The sequence below is a fragment of the Cellulomonas sp. C5510 genome (assembly GCF_019797765.1).
Taxonomy (GTDB): domain Bacteria; phylum Actinomycetota; class Actinomycetes; order Actinomycetales; family Cellulomonadaceae; genus Cellulomonas.
The window spans coordinates 1,685,483-1,702,340 of sequence record NZ_CP081862.1 but is presented as its reverse complement, the minus strand read 5'-3'; the positions used below and the strand labels follow the sequence as shown (position 1 = coordinate 1,702,340).

At 71.4% G+C, this 16,858-nt stretch carries 16 protein-coding genes; 2 read left to right on the top strand and 14 right to left on the bottom strand.

Annotated features, from left to right (window positions below; genetic code table 11):
• Positions 1 to 298 precede the first annotated feature (298 nt).
• From K5O09_RS07995 to K5O09_RS07975, 5 genes are all read right to left on the bottom strand, one after another.
• Positions 299 to 559: a zf-TFIIB domain-containing protein gene (locus K5O09_RS07995; RefSeq protein ID WP_370635549.1), complete on the bottom strand. Its 261-nt coding sequence runs from the start codon at positions 557 to 559 to the stop codon at positions 299 to 301.
• Between the two features lie 687 nt (positions 560 to 1,246).
• On the bottom strand, positions 1,247 to 2,518 hold the full coding sequence (locus tag K5O09_RS07990) for an erythromycin esterase family protein (RefSeq protein WP_222172233.1): 1,272 nt from the start codon (positions 2,516 to 2,518) through the stop codon (positions 1,247 to 1,249).
• Between the two features lie 72 nt (positions 2,519 to 2,590).
• Positions 2,591 to 2,869 (bottom strand): hypothetical protein, encoded by a 279-nt coding sequence (locus tag K5O09_RS07985; RefSeq protein WP_222172232.1) that lies wholly within the window; start codon positions 2,867 to 2,869, stop codon positions 2,591 to 2,593.
• Positions 2,866 to 4,611, bottom strand: a complete 1,746-nt coding sequence (locus tag K5O09_RS07980; RefSeq protein WP_255596318.1) for a cation-translocating P-type ATPase — start codon at positions 4,609 to 4,611, stop codon at positions 2,866 to 2,868. The genes K5O09_RS07985 and K5O09_RS07980 overlap by 4 nt, the downstream gene beginning before the upstream one ends.
• Positions 4,612 to 4,809: 198 nt before the next feature.
• Entirely contained in the window at positions 4,810 to 5,205 is a 396-nt protein-coding gene (locus K5O09_RS07975; protein ID WP_222172230.1) for a metalloregulator ArsR/SmtB family transcription factor, read from the bottom strand.
• Positions 5,206 to 5,331: 126 nt separating this feature from the next.
• On the opposite strand from K5O09_RS07975, the gene K5O09_RS07970 reads away from it, so the two are divergent.
• Positions 5,332 to 5,694: a helix-turn-helix transcriptional regulator gene (locus K5O09_RS07970; protein WP_222172229.1), complete on the top strand. Its 363-nt coding sequence runs from the start codon at positions 5,332 to 5,334 to the stop codon at positions 5,692 to 5,694.
• Between the two features lie 53 nt (positions 5,695 to 5,747).
• Positions 5,748 to 7,826 (top strand): cation-translocating P-type ATPase, encoded by a 2,079-nt coding sequence (locus tag K5O09_RS07965; RefSeq protein ID WP_222172659.1) that lies wholly within the window; start codon positions 5,748 to 5,750, stop codon positions 7,824 to 7,826.
• 83 nt (positions 7,827 to 7,909) lie between these two features.
• Here K5O09_RS07965 and K5O09_RS07960 read toward each other — a convergent pair whose 3' ends face one another.
• From K5O09_RS07960 to K5O09_RS07920, 9 genes are all read right to left on the bottom strand, one after another.
• Entirely contained in the window at positions 7,910 to 11,092 is a 3,183-nt protein-coding gene (locus K5O09_RS07960; RefSeq protein WP_222172228.1) for a LysM peptidoglycan-binding domain-containing protein, read from the bottom strand.
• Positions 11,089 to 11,538, bottom strand: a complete 450-nt coding sequence (locus K5O09_RS07955) for a TadE/TadG family type IV pilus assembly protein (RefSeq protein ID WP_222172227.1) — start codon at positions 11,536 to 11,538, stop codon at positions 11,089 to 11,091. Before K5O09_RS07955 ends, K5O09_RS07960 begins: the two co-directional genes overlap by 4 nt.
• 5 nt (positions 11,539 to 11,543) lie before the next feature.
• Positions 11,544 to 11,996 carry a TadE/TadG family type IV pilus assembly protein gene (locus K5O09_RS07950; protein WP_222172226.1) on the bottom strand — a complete coding sequence of 151 codons (453 nt, stop codon included), beginning with the start codon at positions 11,994 to 11,996 and terminating at the stop codon, positions 11,544 to 11,546.
• Positions 11,993 to 12,337 (bottom strand): TadE/TadG family type IV pilus assembly protein, encoded by a 345-nt coding sequence (locus K5O09_RS07945; protein ID WP_255596202.1) that lies wholly within the window; start codon positions 12,335 to 12,337, stop codon positions 11,993 to 11,995. The genes K5O09_RS07950 and K5O09_RS07945 overlap by 4 nt, the downstream gene beginning before the upstream one ends.
• An 89-nt stretch (positions 12,338 to 12,426) precedes the next feature.
• Positions 12,427 to 12,630 carry a hypothetical protein gene (locus tag K5O09_RS07940; RefSeq protein WP_222172225.1) on the bottom strand — a complete coding sequence of 68 codons (204 nt, stop codon included), beginning with the start codon at positions 12,628 to 12,630 and terminating at the stop codon, positions 12,427 to 12,429.
• 36 nt (positions 12,631 to 12,666) lie between these two features.
• A complete protein-coding gene (locus tag K5O09_RS07935) occupies positions 12,667 to 13,569 on the bottom strand; it encodes a hypothetical protein (RefSeq protein WP_222172224.1) in 903 nt (300 codons plus the stop codon).
• Entirely contained in the window at positions 13,566 to 14,435 is an 870-nt protein-coding gene (locus tag K5O09_RS07930) for a type II secretion system F family protein (protein WP_222172223.1), read from the bottom strand. The genes K5O09_RS07935 and K5O09_RS07930 overlap by 4 nt, the downstream gene beginning before the upstream one ends.
• Complete coding sequence (locus tag K5O09_RS07925) at positions 14,432 to 16,036, bottom strand: CpaF family protein (protein WP_222172222.1); 1,605 nt, start codon at positions 16,034 to 16,036, stop codon at positions 14,432 to 14,434. The genes K5O09_RS07930 and K5O09_RS07925 overlap by 4 nt, the downstream gene beginning before the upstream one ends.
• A complete protein-coding gene (locus tag K5O09_RS07920; RefSeq protein WP_222172221.1) occupies positions 16,033 to 16,857 on the bottom strand; it encodes a hypothetical protein in 825 nt (274 codons plus the stop codon). Before K5O09_RS07920 ends, K5O09_RS07925 begins: the two co-directional genes overlap by 4 nt.
• Position 16,858: the final 1 nt, after the last annotated feature.

The window sequence follows — 16,858 nt, the reverse complement described above, 5'->3', positions numbered from 1 at the left end:
CGATAGGCCCGGCCGGACATCCACAGCGCTGGGAGCCTTGCGCGGGTGAAGCAGGAAACGTCAGCCCCAGCAGGCCCATGCAGCTGGCTCGACTGGACGACGCGCCGCGCTCAGTGGAGTTCCGCGTCGGCGACCGAAACACGTGCGGACGGGTCCTGCACCAGGCGGCGAGGCGCCCCGACCATCCCCGTGGTCCCCGGCGACGTTGACGCCATGCCCGAACACCAGCATGTCGTGCACACGGGAACGGGCCGGGTCCTTCGCGGGGGGACGGATCGGTCTCGGGCGCCGGCGGAACCTAGTCGAAGAGATCTCCCAGGAAACCGCCGCGCCTGCGCCGAGGAGAGCGGCCCCCGTGGTCGGAACCGTGCCCGCCGTGGTAGTAGTCGTCGCTGTCGTCGCCGCGCCCCGGCCGGGTGCGTGCTTGCTCCGACACGCGCGAGGAATAGAACGCGCCCTCTGCATCGATCAGCGACTCGAGTTCACCACGGTCCAGAAAGACGCCGCGACAGCCCTCACACTGATCGATGGTGACGCCGTTGCGTTCGTAGGCCCGCATCTCCGAGCGACATTTCGGACACGTGAGTGCGGCAGGCTGGGTACTCATCTTTGCTCCGGTTCTCGGTCACGCGGACTCTGCTGCTATGCCTTCCCGGACCATACGCTCGCAGGGCGTGCCGGCTGCCTTCAGGGCGAGGATCTCGGCAGGCTTTAGTCGGATCTTCATCCCGGCGGTGCTCACGCGAGCCTGGCCTGTACCGATCGAAGGGAAGCGCGCGCACGTACGGGCCGCTCGCCTGCCTCGAACGCGTCTCCCGCTGCGCCCGATGCGCACCAGAACCCAAGGCAGAAACTCGGGACCGTCCAGGCCTTCGGTTCGCCGCTCAGCGCCGAGCGTCGTCACGGGCGTGGAGCCCCTCCTTCTGCGGTGTCGCGGGCACCGCCGCGGTACCGCCACTCTGCTGCGTCGCCGCAGGCGCGCCGGCCCACCCCACGCCGCACAGGCGCGGTCGGCGCGTGCCGGTTGACCATCCTTGCCCGCTGTCATCGCATGGCAGCACGGCGCAGAGGAGCCCACCCGGTGAACGGGCGAGGAGGAAGCGTCCAGCGCTGTTCAGTGCCCGGCACCCACTTGCCATCCGAGTCGACAGACTTTGCTCGCGTCCTCGATCTCGATGGGTACGTCGCCAGACCGGAGTCGCGGCGCCGCCCTCGCCGACCACAGTCACCCCGATCGGCTGCGCGGTCAAGCACGGAGCGGGGTGACGTTCTGGACGAAGACCACGGCATCGGTCTGTCGGGCGAGTGCGGCGCGGAACGTCGCGCCGTACAGGCCCATGACGTCGACGCGCCGACGCAACGGCCGGGCAGCGGGTGCGCTCGCGTCGGTGCGCAGCAGGAACCTGGTCCCGACCCGCCCGAGGGTGGCGTTGATCGAGCCGGGAACGGTGGGGTACTGGGCCGGCAGGGTCGTGAACGGGTGAGAGCTGCTGCCGTGTTCGTGCAGCAGCCAGATCGCGAACACCTGTGCGCCAAGCTCGTGGGCGATGACGGTGCCCACCGAGGGCTCCAGTCCGCCGCCGGGCGGACCGGGACCCAGCCGGCGCATCGCAGCGAGGTCCTTGGACAGGTGCCGGTTGTGCCCGAGCAGCACGAGCCGGTCCGCAGTGCCCATCTGGTCCAGGAGCCAGGTGGCGTGCTCGACCATCAGCCGTTCGCGCGCGGCCAACGCCGGGCGCAACGCCCGGTAGTCGGTCGCCGAGGCCGCGATGGCCTGGTAGGCCAGCGACGCGCGCATCGTCTCGACCGACCGGCGCACCGTCGCAGCCGCGTCCAGCCCGACCAGGGCGGCAATGCCCGCAATGCGCTCGTCGAGCACCCGCGCGAGGTCGGCCAGTCGGGCAACCTCGTGCTCGAGGCTCTCGCCGTGCACGGGCTCGACCGGCACCCCGGCGCGGGCGAGGTCCTCACCAGCCAGGTCGATCACGTCCCGGTAGCCGGCCGCCGGTACCGGGTCGACGTCGATCCCGGCGAAGTGCAGCCGATCCCCTGCGGGTAGATCCTCGGCCAGTCCGCGCAGGAACCGTGCGAACCGCACCTGCTCGGCACCGAGCGTCGGCACCGGGTCCGCGGCGTCGGCCAAGATGCCCGTCGCCCGGTCGTCGCGGTCGGGTCGCACGTCACCGCGAAAGCCATAGGTCGCTACACGCCGCAACATGCTCTCGTCCCCCGCGGCCAGATAGCGGTCGATGCGCAGCCCATCCGACCAGCCCAGCTCCTCGCCGATCCAGCGCCAGCCCCGCGAGACGAGGTAGCGCACGAACAGCCGCCGGTAGGGGTACTTCTCGTGCACCCAGTGGTCCTCCTCGCCGAGATAGACCACGCGCACGTCCCGCAGCACGTCATCGAGGACGGCCAACCGTGCCAGATCGTCCTGCTCATCGCCGCTCAGGGGCACGGCGTGCCTGCGTGCCCAGTCCACGAACCGCTCGCGCGCACCACGTTGCACCGGGTTCACCGTCCTCTTGACACCTCGCGCCGGCGAGTAGGACCCGACCCGCACCCGGCACGGCGGACCTGCCGCACGAGGCTAGGTCGACATCCGGTGGCCAAGGCCCACCCTGATGAGGCGGTACCAGGTGCCCACTGAGTCGTGCACGGTGTCGATCAGGTTGGCGGCGACCAGCTCATCGGCCGCGGCCGTCAGTCGATCGACAGGCACGCCGAGCGCCATGGCCAGATCGCCGCGGTAGCCGGGCGCTTCGACCAGGACCTCGAGGAGTCGAGGGCTCAGCGGATCGGTGACGGCCCAGAGGACGGTGGTAGCCGGCCCCGCGTCGGGCGGTGCGCCGTGCACGTGGGTGCTCACGGCCTGGCCACCTGGTCTACGACCGATGAGCTCCCGACGCGGGATCGATCGGCGCGACGGCCGGGGATGAGGCGGGCGGAGTTGAGGATGAACGCCGACTCGCTGCCTACGTGGATGATCGCTGCCAGGACGGGGCCGAGCAGGCCGAACGCGGCCAGGACCATGCCGACGAGGTCGATGGCGATGGTGCCGACGAAGTTGGCCTTGACGACGCCTCGGGTCCGGCGGGCGACCTGCACGGTGCGGGTCAGGTCGGTCAGGTCGGAGCTGATCAGGACGATGTCGGCGCTCTGACGGGCGACCTCGGTGCCGCTTCCCATCGCGATCCCGACCGTGGCGCGGGCCAGCGCCGGTGCGTCGTTGACGCCGTCACCGACCATGGCGACCTTGTGGCCGACGGCCCGCTCGGCGTCGATCGCGGCGAGCTTGTCGCCCGGCAGCAGGTCGGTGCGCACATTGTCGATGCCCAGCTGTGCTGCGACGGCAAGCCCGGTGGCCTGGCTGTCACCGGTGAGCATCACGACCCGCAGTCCCATGGAGTGAAGGTCGTCCACGCACCGGCGCGCCGAGGGGCGCACGGTGTCGGCCAGGGCGATGGTGCCGATGAACTGTCCGTCGACGGCCACGTGCACGTGCGTGGAGGTCGCCTGGCCGGGGTCCGTATCCCGGTCGGTGGGCGCCCCGGGGACCAGGGTGGCGTTGCCGACCTGGACGAGCGCGTCGTCCACCTGTGCGGACAGGCCACGGCCGGGCTCGTAGTCGAAGGACTCCGGCTGGCTCGGGCTCAGGCCGCGGGTGCGTGCGTGGTCGACGATGGCCTGGCCCAGGGGGTGTTCGGAGTACAGCTCGGCCGCCGCCGCCATGGCCAGCACGTCCTGCTCGCTGCGACCCGGGCCGGGGTGCACGCCCACGACCCGCGGGGCACCTTCGGTCAGGGTGCCGGTCTTGTCGAAGACGATCGTGTCGACCGCCGACAGGGCCTCGAGGTGGGCGCCGTCCTTGATGAACGCGCCGGTGCGTGCGGCGCGCCCGATCGCGCCGAGCACGGCCAGGGGTGTGCCGGCGGCGATGCCGCACGCACCGGCCACGATGACCACCGAGATGGTCGCGGTGATGTCACGGGTCACGACGTAGGTGATCAGCGCCCCGCCGAGTGCGAGGTAGACCAGGTACCCCGCGAACCGGTCCGCCAGCCGCTGGACCGGTGCCTGGGAGGACTGCGCGGCGCGCACCGCGTCGATGATCTGCCCGTAGGACGACTCGGCACCGACCTTCTCCGCAGTGACCTCCAGCGCCCCCACCTGGTTGACCGACCCGGCGTACACCCGATCGCCCGCCGCCACGTCGACCGGCAGCGACTCCCCGGTGATCCGCGACTGGTCCAGGCTCGACCGCCCGGCCACCACCGTGCCGTCGACCGGCACGCGGCCGCCCGGCGAGACCACCACCGTCTGCCCCACACGCACGTCACCTAGAGGGACCGTGCGCACCTGGTCGCCCTCACGGACCTGCGCGTCCGACGGCAGGAACGACATCAGGTCGGTCAGCGCGTCCCGGCCACGGTCCATCGACAGGTCCTCGAGGATCTCGGCCGCCAGCACGAACGCGGTGACCACCACCGCGGTGACCCACTCCCCGATCGCCGCAGCCGCGACGATCGCGATCAGCATGGACAGCTCCATGCTCATCCGCCGGCCCCGCACGTCCTCCCACGCCTCGACCAGGATCGGCCAGCACCCCACCACCAGGCCGGCCCACTGCCACGAGCGGCACCGCTGGCCACGGCCCGGTCAACCCGGCCAGCAACGCCACGGCGCACGCGGCCACGAAGGCGGTCCGCACCAGGTCACCCCGGTCGACCCGGCTCCACAAGCTGTCGCCGCGGGCTACGGCAACCCGCGCCGCGGGCACCACCACCGGACGCACATCGGGCGACACGCTCATGCCGTGCCCCCCGCACGTCCCGCCAGCTCACGTGGGGACGGGTGCCCCTCCAGGTGGTGACGAGGGATCACGTCCACCACGTGCTCTGCCTGGAACACCGCGTGGTCGACCAACTCGCGTGCGTGCTCGTCGATCAGGCTGTAGAACACCCGCGTACCGTCCTGACGCGCCTGCACCACCTTCGCCCAACGCAGCTTCGCCAGATGCTGCGAGACCACCGTCGGAGACTTGCCCACCACCTCGGCCAACCCACCCACCGACAGCTCACCGGCCCGCAACGCCAGGATCAACCGGATCCGCGTCGCATCCGACAACAGCGAGAACACCTCCGCGGCCAGATCCACGTACTCGCTCTCCACACCGAACGCGCAACCCTTAGTATCTTCACCCATACGCAGACACTAAGGGAGTGTTGCTGCCTCCGACAAGGGCCCTCGTGTCTGACGCTTCTGTGTGGTTCGGCATCAGACTGGGGCCGAGCACCCTCGATAGGTCAGCCTTCGCTGTAAGGTCAGTACATGCTGACTGTTGCTTCTCGGGTGGGCGTGATGAACCGGTTGGGGCGGGCGATGGCCGACCCCACCCGGTCGCGGATCCTGCTGTCGCTGCTGGAGGGTCCGGGGTATCCGGCGCAGCTCGCGCATGAGCTGGGGCTGACCCGCACGAACGTGTCGAACCATCTTGCTTGTCTGCGGGGATGCGGGATCGTGGTCGCCGAGCCCGAGGGCCGGCAGACGCGTTACGAGATCGCCGACCCGCACATCGCTGCAGCGCTGACCGCACTGGTCGACGTGACGCTGGCAGTCGATGAGAGCGTGCCGTGCCTGGACCCGACGTGCTCGGTGCCGGGCTGCTGCGACACCGATGAGGTGTCGCGGTGAGCGAGGGGTGCTGCGGGCCGGACGAGGCGAGCCACTCGGCCGGGACGGCCCGGATGCCGGCGACTCGGATCAGCGTCGGTTCTTTGCACACGTCTGGCGACGCCTGCTGCGGCCCGGTCGATACCGCACCGGCGGTGCACGATGACGGTGATGCCTGCTGCGGACGCGACCCGGCCGGTCGGGCGTCGGGTGCGGGTGAGGAGCCCGAGGTCAGGCCGCCGTGGTGGCGGGACGTCGCGCTGCTGCCGTCGGTGGTCTCCGGGGCGTTCCTCGCAGCGGGCTACGCCCTGGGGTGGACCGGCTCCGGCGATGCCGCGCTGGTGGCGCAGTGGGTGGCGCTGCTTGCCGGCGGGTGGACGTTCGTGCCCGGAGCGCTCCGGCGCCTGGCGCGAGGCCGGCTGGGCGTGGGCTTGTTGATGACCATCGCCGCCGTCGGGGCCGTGCTGCTGGGCCATGTCGGGGAAGCAGCAACGCTCGCGTTCCTCTTCTCGCTCGCGGAGGCGTTGGAAGACCGAGCGATGGACCGCGCGAGGGAGGGGCTGCGCGCCCTGCTGTCCCTCATCCCGCAGACGGCCCGTCTGTCACGGATAGGTGGAGACGTCACGGTCCCGGTCGCGCAGGTCCGAGAGCTGGACGTGCTGATGATCGGAGCCGGGGAACGCATCGCGACCGACGGGGTCGTGGCCGAGGGACGGTCCAGCATCGACACCTCCGCTGTCACCGGCGAGTCCATCCCGGTCGAGGTCGGCCCCGGAGACGTCGTGCCCGCCGGGGCGGTCAACGGGTCTGGCAGCCTGCTGGTGGAGGCCACCGCCGACGGGCGGGACAACTCGCTGACGCAGATCGTCGCGCTGGTCGAGCAGGCCCACGCCCGCAAGGGTCAGCGCGCCCGCCTGGCCGACCGGATCGCCCGCCCCCTGGTCCCTACCGTGCTGATCGCCGCTGCCCTGGTCGCCGTGTTCGGGATCGCGGCCGGGGACCCGGAGACGTGGGTCGAACGTGCCCTGGTCGTGCTGGTCGCAGCCTCCCCGTGCGCGCTGGCCATCGCCGTGCCGGTCACCGTCATCAGCGCGATCGGGTCCGCGTCGAAGTTCGGGGTGGTCATCAAGTCCGGGGCCGCGTTCGAGCAGTTCGGCACCATCCGGACCGTCGCGTTCGACAAGACCGGCACCCTCACCCAGGGCCGCCCCCAGGTCACCGAGGCCCGCACCGCGCCCGGGTTCACCCGCCAGGAGGTGCTGGGCTGGGCCGCGGCCGTCGAGGCCACCAGCAGCCACCCGCTCGCGGCGGCGATCACAGCCACCGCACCGCACACCCCTGCTGCCGAGGACGTTAGCGAGGATGCCGGGCACGGCATCCTCGGCCGCGTCGGCACCCGCACCGTGCGAGTCGGCAGTCCCCGCTGGATCGACCCCGCCACCCTGGGCCCGGACGCCGACGAGCTGGCAGCGGCGGGAATGACCGTCGTGGTCGTCGAGACCGACGGACAGGTCGCCGGCCTGATCGGGGCACGCGACGAGCTGCGGCCAGAAGCGGCCGAGACCGTGCGGTTGCTCCACGCCCAGGGCATCGGCACGCTCATGCTCACCGGCGACAACGCCCGCACCGCTCACGCGATCGCCGCCCAGGCCGGCATCAACGACGTCCGCGCCGAACAGCTTCCCACCGACAAGGCCGCCGCGATCACCGAGCTGGCCACCAGGGCGCCGACGGCGATGGTCGGCGACGGCATCAACGACGCCCCCGCCCTGGCGACAGCGACCGTCGGCATCGCGATGGGCGCCACCGGCTCGGCCGCGGCGGTCGAGTCAGCCGACGTCGCCTTCACCGGCCACGACCTTCGCCTCATCCCCGCCGCCCTCACCCACGCCCGGCGGGGCCGGCGGATCATGACTGTCAACATCGGCCTCGCATTGGCGATCATCGTCGGCCTGTTCCCGCTGGCGTTGTTCGGCGTACTCGGCCTGGCCGGGGTCGTCCTCGTTCACGAGATCGCCGAGGTCATCGTCATCGGCAACGGCATCCGCGCGGCCCGCCGCCCCGCCGCGGCGCGAATCGGCGCAGAGCCTTCGGGCGCACCGATCACCTCACCGGATCAGGAACGACATCAAGTCAGCCTTGGTGGGCATTGACCTCACAGCGAAGCGACGGGGCAAGTTGCAGTGCCTCGCCCGCCCCTCGACGACATCCCTTGCCTCCTCCCAAACCAGAGCGCTCAGGATGCCCTGTTGGTGGGCCAACCCATACGTCCTTCAAGGATCCGTTCGGTGCGGTCGACGAGGTCGGGTGGTGCACCTTCGTCGTCGCTACGGTTGGCGATCTCGTCGCGGATGATTCGCCCCGCCTCAGCATGCCGCCCCTCGGCGGTAGCCACTGCGGCCAGGTCTAGCCGCGGGATCTCCTCGAACGGGGCGGCCATCGCTGCTGTGTCGGCGGCCATGCGGGCGGCGACCATGTCGCCCGTGGCGAGAGCATGTGTGACGACGAGGTGGGCGACGTCGACGACGGCGACGACGGCGTGCTCGTCGAGTCGGTCACCGTCGACGAGCCAGGTCCACCCGCCACCGGCCCGGCGCTGGACTGGGGCGTCGAACGGGCGGCCCTCGACCAGCCGTAGCGCGGTGCGCAGGTCCTCGATGCCGTCGGTACCGCGCGACTGCCCGCGGACGCGCAGACGACGGAACAGGTCGAGGTCGACGAGTAGGTCGACCACTTCGTACACAGCAGTTCCGCGGTGCAGCGTCCCTTGCGCGAGGCGCGCGTCGGGCAGGTGCGGTTCGCCGGTACGGGGGTTGGTACCGAGCCATTCGCGCACGAGGCGGACGTACTCACGGACCTTGGCCGAGTTGATGCCGAAGGCCTCCGCGACCTCACTGGGAGTGGCACCGTGGGGATGCAGGGCGATGAACGTCAGCAGCTCGGTCATGTAGGGCTTGCGCTTGAGCAACGGCTTGCCGCGGGTAGTGGCGCGCACCGGGCCGAGCAGACGCAGCTTCGGTAGGCGGCTTGACTCGGCGAACCAGGCATCGATGTCCTCGTCAAGCCCAGGGTCGGCATCCTCGACGTCGTGGCGCACGGTCGTTTCGACCCTGGGTGCGAGGGTCTGCAGGTCCTCCGCCGTCGTGGCTGAAGTACCCAGGTACAGCTCGTCTGGTTCGCTCAGAACCGTGCTGGCAGGGGGTTCGCTGTCGCTATGGTCTGGCGCTTCTCGCGGCAGGGTGTGCTCTTCCCGAAGTGCGCCAGCCTGGTCGGCGAAGGACCGCCAACCCTGGGTGGCCTGGTCGTCGACGGGTACAGCGACGGGGTCGATCTGCTCACTCTGTGCCAAGAGACTGGCGCAACCTTGTGCCTCGTCACTGGTCAGCCCGACAGCCACGAGGTCGAGACCAGCACTGGCGAGCTTGACTCGCCCCGCGGCGGTGACGTCCAGAACGATGCCGGGAGCATTCGGACGTGAGCCGTTGAGTACGACGCAGGTGCCGGTACGTCCCGGATGGGCGCTGACGAGGCTGAGCAACTCGTCGAGAGCGGGGTGTGTCGTGGTGGCGTCGAGCACGATCATCCGGGCAGTCCAGGCGTCTGCCCCCACCTGGGTGGCACGCGCGGTGACGACATCGACACCAGCGACGTCCGCGTTTCCGAGGATGCGGACAGCCTCCGCCAGAGCGTCCTCGATCAGATCGCCATCGTCGTCGGGCGGCTCATGCACCGTGACTCGATCGGGGTTGAGCCCCTCAAGCTCATGGCCGACGCCCACGCACTCGACTCGGACGCCGGCCGACCATGGATTACACGCGATCTCTGCGACGAGGTAGCGCGCGAGGTCCAGTCCGTAGGTCGGGTCACCGGTGATGGACACGGCGAGATTCTCGACGTTGAGCAGCCACACCGCCTCGTCGTCCCCGACCCCGATAGTGGCTAGGAGCGGGTAGGGCGCGGGATGGTCGTCGACGTGGGGTCCGACCTCGTCGAGTGGCGCCGTGGCCGGGACACCCCAGTGACACCCGTCCGAGCTTGCGACCCACGGCTCGCCTAGCTTCGTGGGCACTCTCAGATGCAGGATGACGTGGCTCGCCGATAGCTCGACCGCCGCGAGATCGGGCATGGTGCCGCCGTCCCGAGCGACCGCGGCAGCCAGACGGCGCAGGACGGCATCCATGTGCTGGACCGTGGGGGCAGTGACCGCGCCGACGGCGGTGATCGTCTTCTCGACCGGTGCGAGGACGGCCGCGGGGGCGGCGAGGGTCCGCCCCGGTCGTCGGGCACGGGACCGGGCACGGCGACGGCGAGCGCGCAGCAAGAACAGGGAACCCGCGAGCACCGCGCCGCCACCCGCAAGGCCGGCGACCAGCCACGGCGGGGCGGTGGCGCCGTCATCCTCGTCCCACTCCGGCGCGTCGACTTGTGCGGCACCGGAAGGAACGGGCTCGGGTGCACGGTGCGTACTCGTCGGAACGTCGCTGGGCTCGGGCAAAGCGACGTCCGGTGCCGGCGCTGCGTCGGACTCGGGGTTCGCTGCAGCGGGCGGCGGGTCGGTCGGGGCAGCGACCGGTTCCACGGTGCCTGGGATGGTCAGCACCTGACCGATGTCGATCACATCCGGGTCGGTCACCCGTCGACCGTCGGGCTGCACAGTGTTCGTGCTGGCCTCGAAGATCTCCGGGTAACGGTCGGCGTCCCCGAGCTCACGGGCGGCGATGCTCGACAGGGTGTCGCCCGGCTGCACGGTATACGTGCGCGTGGGCGTCGCCGGGGGCGCAACGGGCGGCAGCAGCAGCACCGTGCCCGCGTAGATCAGGTCCGGGTCGTCGGCGACGACGGGGTTGAGCTGAACCAGCTCCGGCCACCGATCGGCATCACCGAGCTGGTCCCGGGCGATCGCCGACAGGCTGTCACCGGGCCGGACCATGTAGGTGGACGGCGCACGCGCGGAGACATCCTCGTCGGGGACCTCGTTCGACTCCGTGACGACCGGCGCGTCGACGATGTCGTTCGTCACCGCTGCGTGGGCCGTCGCAGCTCCGGCGACGGTCATGCTTACCGAGGGGACTGCTACGAACAGCAGCGTCGCCGCGTTCACGAGCTGCCGTGCGGCGACCTGCGGAAGGTGCAGGCCCGGGATGCGCGGCGCGCGGACTCCTCGGAGGCGAGCCACGACTTCGAGCACGATGCTCGCGCCCAGGGCCACCCAGGCCAGCCATGCGACGACCGTGACGGCCAGCAGTAGGAGCGTGCCGTCGTCGGGCGACCGCAGGGCGTCCCAGACCTGCCCGAGACTGGGTACCTCGCTCGGGATGACGTCGACGCCCACCCGAAGGAGAGCTGCCGGGACCGCGACGAGCACGCCGATCAGCACGATGCTGGCGACGAGGCCGACCAGGCGGGCGCGCAGTCTCATCCGACGACTCCCTCCACAGCGCGCACGGTCCGCGCCTCGGCGTGGCCGGTGACGGTGAGCTGCTGGATCCCGACGATCGACAAGAACCGCGTCTGGTAGGTCGTCACGGTGTCCACCACGACGCGGTCGCCGACGACGCTGGCCGTGCCGACGACCTCGGGCGTGCCCGCGATGTACGTGGTGGCGGCCGCGACCGCGAGGACCGGGTCGACCACCGCCCCCTGGCCGAGCACCGCAGCAGGACCCTGGAGCTGCTGGCCTCCGGCGCGGGCCGCCTCGAACGCGACCACCTGTGCGTGCTGCTTCGCCAGGACCTGCCCACCGAGGTCCACCGCCAGCCCGACCAGCAGCACCATCGTCAGCGCGGTCGTGATCATCCAGATGGTGGCCGAGCCACGCTCGGAATCGTCCTGGGCGAACCGACGGCGCACGACGGTCGTGGACATGGCGGTCACCGCTCTCGGTACGTGTCGAGGGCCGAGCGGACCGTGGCCGTCACACCGACCGAGCCAGGAAGGCCGGGCAGGGTGTCGGCGAGCGGAACCTGGCACGTCACGGTCGCCCCGACCGAGGCCGGCGTCCCGGCCGGTGTGGCGAAGCCGGCGACGTCGACGCTCACGTCGCTGGCGACGCAGTTCAGACCCTGGGCACCCAGCGCCGAGACGGCCGCCGCCTGCGCTGAGGTCAGCGCCTCGTCCTGGGTACGCGCGATGGACGCCGACCGCGCGGCCTGGGCAGCAGCCGCCTCGACCGCCTGGTGGGCCACGGCGAGCCGCCCGCCGGCGACGATGAGACCGAGGAAGAGGGCAAGAGCCGGGGCGAGGATGACGACCTCGACGACCGTCGACCCCTCGTCCGAGGGACGGCCGCCGCGACGTCGGGCCCGAGCGAGCAGTCCGTTCATCCCGTCACCCGCTCGACGGGCGCCGATGCGCTCTGGACGATCTGCGGTGTCCAGCCCGGGACCACGCTCATCGTCGTGCCGGTCACGATCACCGAGGCGGTCGTTGCGTCTCGCGTCGCCGTGACCGTGACCACTCGCAGCACGTCCTCTCCCCCGGCGGAGGCGATGAACTGCTCCGCAGCGAGATCACCGGCCTCGGCCGACGAGTACTGCGCCGCTGCGGCGCGGGCACCCTCCTGTGCAGCGGCGATCGCCACCGTGCGGGCGTGGTAGATCAGCGCGGCCTGCATGCCGGTGAACATGAGCAGGAACAGCGCCGGCATCAGCACGACGATCTGCACGGTCGCCGACCCGCGGTCGTTCGCCGGACGCGCGGGAGCCGCACGCGCCCGTCGGCGCCTCACCTCGGCTCGACGCTTCCGCACGGTACTCAGCTGATCCCCGGGATCTTGCCGTTCACGTACGCCTGGATCGCGGCGTAGACGAGTCCGGCGAGGGCGAGCAGACCGACGGACCAGAACACGATCTCGATCGTGCTGGCTCCGTCGTCGTCGTTGTGGATCAGGGCGGTCTTGACGCGGTCGCGCAGGGTCAACCCGAAGACGAGCAGGGTGGAGATCAGGCGGTGTGGCATCGTGCGTTCCTTCCTCGTGGCGGGCAGTGCGGTTCGCTACATCCCGAACAGACGCAGCAGGGACGGGGCCATCAGCAAGGCGAGGAACACCAGGCCGATGAACGAGCCGGGCACGTACATGCGCTCCTCGACGACGTTCGCCTCGGCCAGCTCCTCGGAGAGCAGGCTGCTGCGCACGGTGGCGCTGCGGGCGCGCAGCGATCGGTAGACCTCAGAGTTCTCGTCGCCGGCGAGCCTCATGATGTGGGCGACGTCGGCCAGCTCGGGCAGGCCGATGGTGTCCGACAGCTCGTTGAGTGCGTCCCAGGGCGGTTGGCCGTTGTACCGGGCGCGGGCCAGCTCCTCGCGGATGCGGCTAAACACCCACGAGTCGCCGACCTCAGCCGCGCCGGCCAGCGCGACGGTCGCCCCGGCACCGCTGTTGCGCTCGAGAGCGCACATCTCGATGTAGGCGCTGAGCGCCCGGGCGCACTCGGCGCGCGCCCGCTTCGCCTCCTCCGCGATGTCCCGCGAGGGCGCCATGAACATCAGCGCACCCAGCAGCACGGTGCCGCCGACCGGCACGACACCCGGCACACGGATGCCGAGCAGGGCGAAGAAGCCGGTCAGCAGAGTGGGGAGGGCGAGGCCGAGCAGTCCGTAGGCGACCTTGCGGCCGTAGAACTGGGCCGGGGTGCGGCGCAGGACGGCGAGATCCCGGGCGGGCGCCGCACCGAGCAACCGGCCGGGCAGGGTCCGCTGCGCCCAGATCCCCAGGCGTTCCTCGGTGCTGGGAGCCGCCGACGGTGGAGTTGTGGTGGTGGGGCGCCGTGACGCCGGGGACAGGCGCGCGAGCACGTCGCCGAGATCCGGCTGGGCCGGGACCAGCGCGTACAGGGCTCCGGCCAGACCGGCACCGACGACGACACCGAGGACGAGGGCGAGCTGGAGGGCGGTCATCGGGCGCCTGCCTTCGCGACCGGGCCGAGGAACCTGGGCAGCGGCTTGCCCTCGGTCATCTTTCGCATCCACAGCAGCCCGGCGGCGTAGGCGGTGAGCAGCCCGACGAGCAGCACCTGGCCCAGGGGGGTTCCGTAGGGCGCGATGTAGTCGCCGGTGAACGCCAGCCAGACGAGGACGCCGGCGGAGAACATCGTGACGAGGCGGGCGCTCCCGCGCGGCTTCGCGCGCCCGGCCTCCACCTTGCGCCGGGAGGTCACGTCCTCGCTCACCGACTCCGCGACGCCCTGCAGCGCGTTGGCCAGGCTCCGGTTCCGGCGCTGCGCGGCCAGGATCAGGTTCGCCACGATCAGGTCGCCAGTGACGTCATCGAGATCGTCGGCGAAGGCTCGCAGCGCCTGCTCGGTGTCCCACCGGGCCCGCAGCCGGGCGACCAGCGCTGTGACCTCGGGTTTGATCGCGTCCGGCGTCGAGCGCAGCGTCGCGGTCACGGCCTGCTCGAGGCCCACTCCCGAGCTCAGCACGCCCGCCAGGTTGCGGGTCCACTCCTCCATCGCCTCGAGCCGGCGGACGGTGGCCGCCGTGGGCGGAGCGGCCAGCAGGTACGGCAGGCCCAGGGCCGCGGCGGGCAGGATCAGCACCGCGGCGACCCACCCGGTCAGCAGAGCGAGCAGCAGCCCGCCGCCGATCGAGACGACGAGCACGAGGCGGGTTCGGCTGGACGTGGCCCTCACGCGGCGGGCCAGCGCCGACGGGCGACGGGCGACCGGCTCACGCACCGGTCGGGGACGCAGTGCGAGCACGGCCCCGATCAGCCCGGCGACGACGAGCGTCCCGAACACGGCCGACCACACCGCGGGGTTCACGCTCGCCACCCCCGCCCGTCCGCCTCTGCCTGGTACTGGTCGAGATCGAAACCGTCGACCGTCAGGTCCTTGCACCGCTCGCTCATCAGCCCGGTCGCCCGCGCAGGGCCGGCTGTGGACGGGCCGAACAGGTGCGTCAGGGCATAGCCCATCTCCCGCTCACCGGGCTCGACCACGACGACCTCGCTGACCCAGCGGCGCAGCTGCTGAGACCCGTCCGGCATCGCCACGACCCGCCGGTTGAGCTGGACGATGACGTCGAGGCAACCGGCGAGCTTCTCCAGGGCCAGGTCCCGCGTGACATGCCCGCCGGCCTCCATCGCGCAGGTGACCAGCTTGCGGATCGCAGCCTCGGCGCCGGCGGCGTGCGTAGTCGAGAGCGAGCCGGTGCCGCTCTCCATCGCCTTGATCATCGTCCAGACCTCGCGACCGCGGATCTCCCCGACGATCTGCCGGTCCAGGGCGAAACGGAAGCTGTCGTTGAGCGCCTCGTCCAGGTCGAACGCACCCGCCGCGCGGCCGTCGGCGCCGATCTCTCCCATGCCCGGCCGGGCCTCCCAGTCGACGACGACGTCGTGGTGCCCGGTCTCGCGCAGGAACAGCTCGTACTCGGTCTCGAAGGTGCCCAAGACCTCCTGCCTCGGTATCTCCGAGCACAACGCGCGCATGAGCGTGGTCTTGCCCGCCGACATCGGGCCTGCCACGACGACGCTCCACTTGCCGCGGACCGCCGCGGCAAGGAAGTCTGCGCAGGCGGGGGTCATGCAGCCGCGGTCGACCCAGGCGGCCAGGGTGTCGACCCTGTGCCTGTGGCGGCGGACGACGACGGTCGGGCTGCTGGTCACCCACGCCGTCGCAGCCAGCCTGGCGCCGCCGTCGAGCTTCAGGTGCAGCCGCGGGGTGCTCTCGGAGAACGGGCGAGGGTTCGACTCGGACCGGTTGGCCAGGAAGCGCAGGAAGTCGACCAGCTCCTCGTTGCTGTCGGCCACCGGGTCGACCTGGATGCGCGAGCCGTCAACGAGCTGGAGCAGCACCCGGTCGTGGCCGAGGATGAAGATGTTCTCGGCCCGGTCGTCGTCGATCAGCGGCTGGAGACGCCCCAGCCGGAAGACCGCGTCGAAGATCGCCTGCGCCATCCGGGCCTGTTCGGCGCTAGTCCACGCGTCGCCCGTGCCAGCCTTGACGACGTCGGCTGTGTGCTCCTTGAGCACGTCGTGGATGACGGCCCAGCCGTACCGCTCCTGCTCTTCTCGGTCCACGTCGACCGCTCGGTGGGATGTGGCCGGGTCGGCGGTCTTCGCGTCCTGTCGCCAGTCTCCGCCGAGTGCTGCGGTCAGACGGCCGGCGACTACGGTGCGGAAGGCGCGCACGAGCTCCCAGTCGATCGGCGTCTCGTCACTACTTGCCCGCGAGGTCGCGGGCGGTGGGTGCAGCGCCGTCCGGTGGCGACGCGCCTCGTCGAGCGCGGCAGGCCCCACGACCGCAGGACGCAGCGAGAAGTCGCCGCGGACACGACCGGCCCGGACCGGTCGGTCCGCGAAGAGTGGCAGCGCTGCCGGGTCTGTCGGCGGCAGAGGCTCCGCACTCGGCTGGCTGGTCATCGTCGTCCCCCTTGCGCGGCGTCCAGACGCGCCCTGGCGGCGCGGATCGTGCCGGTGATCGCACTGTCCGCGGCGCGGATGCTGCGCAGCAGCGGTGAGTCCTCCCAGCCCGACCGACCCGCCAACCGCTGCCACGGGCGGGGACGTGGCGGCTGCGCGCCGTGCGACAGCACGGCGGCGTGCTCCGGGTCCCAGGCCACCGTGGCCATCACCGGGAGGGACAGCACCCGGGACACCTCGCGGGGTCCGAACGGCTCGCCTTCACTCACGAGCAGCACGCCGAGCGAACTCCTGGCTCCCGCGCTGTCGAACCGCTCGCGCAGAGTCTCCGTCCACGACCGGGCGGCGGACAGGGCGACGAGGTCGGTCCGGATGACCAGGAGCGCCAGGTCCGCCGCCTCGATCAGCGGCTCGGGACTGCCAAAGAGTCCCAACCGGCCGGCATCCACGACGACGTCCTGCCCGGTGTCCTCGAGTGAGCGCAGCGCTGCCGCGAGCGGCTCCCACAGACCGACGAGGCTGCGCGCCTGCTCGTGCGAGCGGGTGCCCGGGACGAACCGTATGACCGAGCCCGGCAGCTCGAGCGAGACCTGCGCGAGGGTGTCGAGCAGGTTCCGCCCGTCCTGCTGAGCCAGGGCGAGCTCGATCATCGCTTCGGGCGGCACGATCGACCCGCGGAGGTACCCCGCAGCGATCGCGGACCCGCCGGTGGGATCAGCTTCGACGAGCAGGCAGGGCCGACGCCAGGTCAGCGCGAGCGCGAGCGCCGTGGTCGTCACGCCGGGCGACCCGCTCGCGGAGGTCAGGACGACGAGGCTCATG

Bases quoted from the DNA above. Each gene is read 5' to 3' on its own strand.
- K5O09_RS07960 (WP_222172228.1), bottom strand. From the start codon at position 11,092: ATGAGACTGCGCGCCCGCCTGGTCGGCCTCGTCGCCAGCATCGTGCTG.
- K5O09_RS07950 (WP_222172226.1), bottom strand. From the start codon at position 11,996: ATGAACGGACTGCTCGCTCGGGCCCGACGTCGCGGCGGCCGTCCCTCG.
- K5O09_RS07940 (WP_222172225.1), bottom strand. From the start codon at position 12,630: ATGCCACACCGCCTGATCTCCACCCTGCTCGTCTTCGGGTTGACCCTG.
- K5O09_RS07925 (WP_222172222.1), bottom strand. From the start codon at position 16,036: ATGACCAGCCAGCCGAGTGCGGAGCCTCTGCCGCCGACAGACCCGGCA.
- K5O09_RS07935 (WP_222172224.1), bottom strand. From the start codon at position 13,569: ATGACCGCCCTCCAGCTCGCCCTCGTCCTCGGTGTCGTCGTCGGTGCC.
- K5O09_RS07965 (WP_222172659.1), top strand. From the start codon at position 5,748: ATGCCGGCGACTCGGATCAGCGTCGGTTCTTTGCACACGTCTGGCGAC.
- K5O09_RS07970 (WP_222172229.1), top strand. From the start codon at position 5,332: ATGCTGACTGTTGCTTCTCGGGTGGGCGTGATGAACCGGTTGGGGCGG.
- K5O09_RS07920 (WP_222172221.1), bottom strand. From the start codon at position 16,857: ATGAGCCTCGTCGTCCTGACCTCCGCGAGCGGGTCGCCCGGCGTGACG.
- K5O09_RS07995 (WP_370635549.1), bottom strand. From the start codon at position 559: ATGCGGGCCTACGAACGCAACGGCGTCACCATCGATCAGTGTGAGGGC.
- K5O09_RS07975 (WP_222172230.1), bottom strand. From the start codon at position 5,205: ATGGGTGAAGATACTAAGGGTTGCGCGTTCGGTGTGGAGAGCGAGTAC.
- K5O09_RS07955 (WP_222172227.1), bottom strand. From the start codon at position 11,538: ATGTCCACGACCGTCGTGCGCCGTCGGTTCGCCCAGGACGATTCCGAG.